The organism is Neobacillus drentensis (assembly GCF_036962765.1).
GTDB classification, from domain to species: Bacteria; Bacillota; Bacilli; order Bacillales; family Cytobacillaceae; genus Neobacillus; species Neobacillus drentensis_C.
The window spans coordinates 1-1,092 of record NZ_JBALOS010000407.1; the positions used below are offsets into that span (position 1 = coordinate 1).

Annotated in this window: 2 protein-coding genes; both read right to left on the minus strand. The window is 24.9% G+C overall.

Features of this window, described 5'->3' with window-relative positions; all coding sequences use genetic code 11:
* Positions 1–254, minus strand: a 254-nt coding sequence (locus V7137_RS30115; protein WP_335701472.1) for a hypothetical protein, incomplete at its 3' end; no start/stop codon positions are given.
* Between the two features lie 83 nt (positions 255–337).
* The coding region (locus V7137_RS30120; protein WP_335701473.1) for a glycosyltransferase at positions 338–1,092 on the minus strand (755 nt) is incomplete at its 5' end.

The window sequence follows — 1,092 nt, forward strand, 5'->3', positions numbered from 1 at the left end:
CTTTTATTTTTAACAATTAATGAGTTCCAAATCACATTTCTAATTTTTTTAATAAAATTTGTTTTCTCTATTTTAAAACAATTATTAAAATATAGACCATTATTTGTTGAAAGCTCATCTCCAATTAATATATAATCGACATTAGACTTTCCATATTTTTCAGTAAAATATTTCACTAAACCTGCAATAACTACTTTCTTTCCGTTATCAATTGGATAAGGAAATAATGTGCTTATAAATAATACCCTTTTCAAATATTTACTTCCTTTCTCATAGTAAGAGTATTCAAATAAGATGATGTATCGATGATTCTAAGTAATAAATAGGATAATTTTCATTATTCTTTTACTAGAATTGAAGAGTATTCGTTTTCTATAGAACTTATCATTTTATTTAGTGAAAATTCTCTTTCAACTTTATTTCGTGACATTGTAATAAACCTATTTCTAATTTCTTCATTGGACAGTAAGCAATTAATTTTTTCAACAAATCTATCAGGTAAATAATCAGGAATTAAAAATCCATTAATTCCATTTTCAATTGCTTCATTAATACCCCCTACATCTATAGAAACAATGGGCGTTCCAATCGCCATAGACTCTATTACACTCATAGGGAAAACTTCTCTATACGAAGTAACTAATAATACATGGATGTCTTTTAAAAACCTATCAGGATTACCTACATTACCTAGTAATTCAACGGAATTACTTATATTAAATTCTTCAATTGTTTTAATTATACTTTCTTTTTCAGGACCATCCCCAGCTATATAAAATTTTATATTTGGGGAACCTTTTAAAAGGTTTGCAATTTTCAAAAACAAACTATGGTTTTTTTCTGGTGACAATCTAGCTAAAATACCTATCTTATATTCATCTTTACTATTGAAGATTTTATCTTCAAACTTAAATTGTTCTAAATCTACTCCATTATATATCGTTTTTACTTTTTTCTCTTTTACACCTAAGTTTAATAAATTATACTTTTCAAAATTACTAACAGTTATAACCTTTTCAATAAATCTATTAATTAAAAATGAAAATATTGCTTTTGACTTTCTTTCTAATATCGTTACGTTATGTTTAGTAT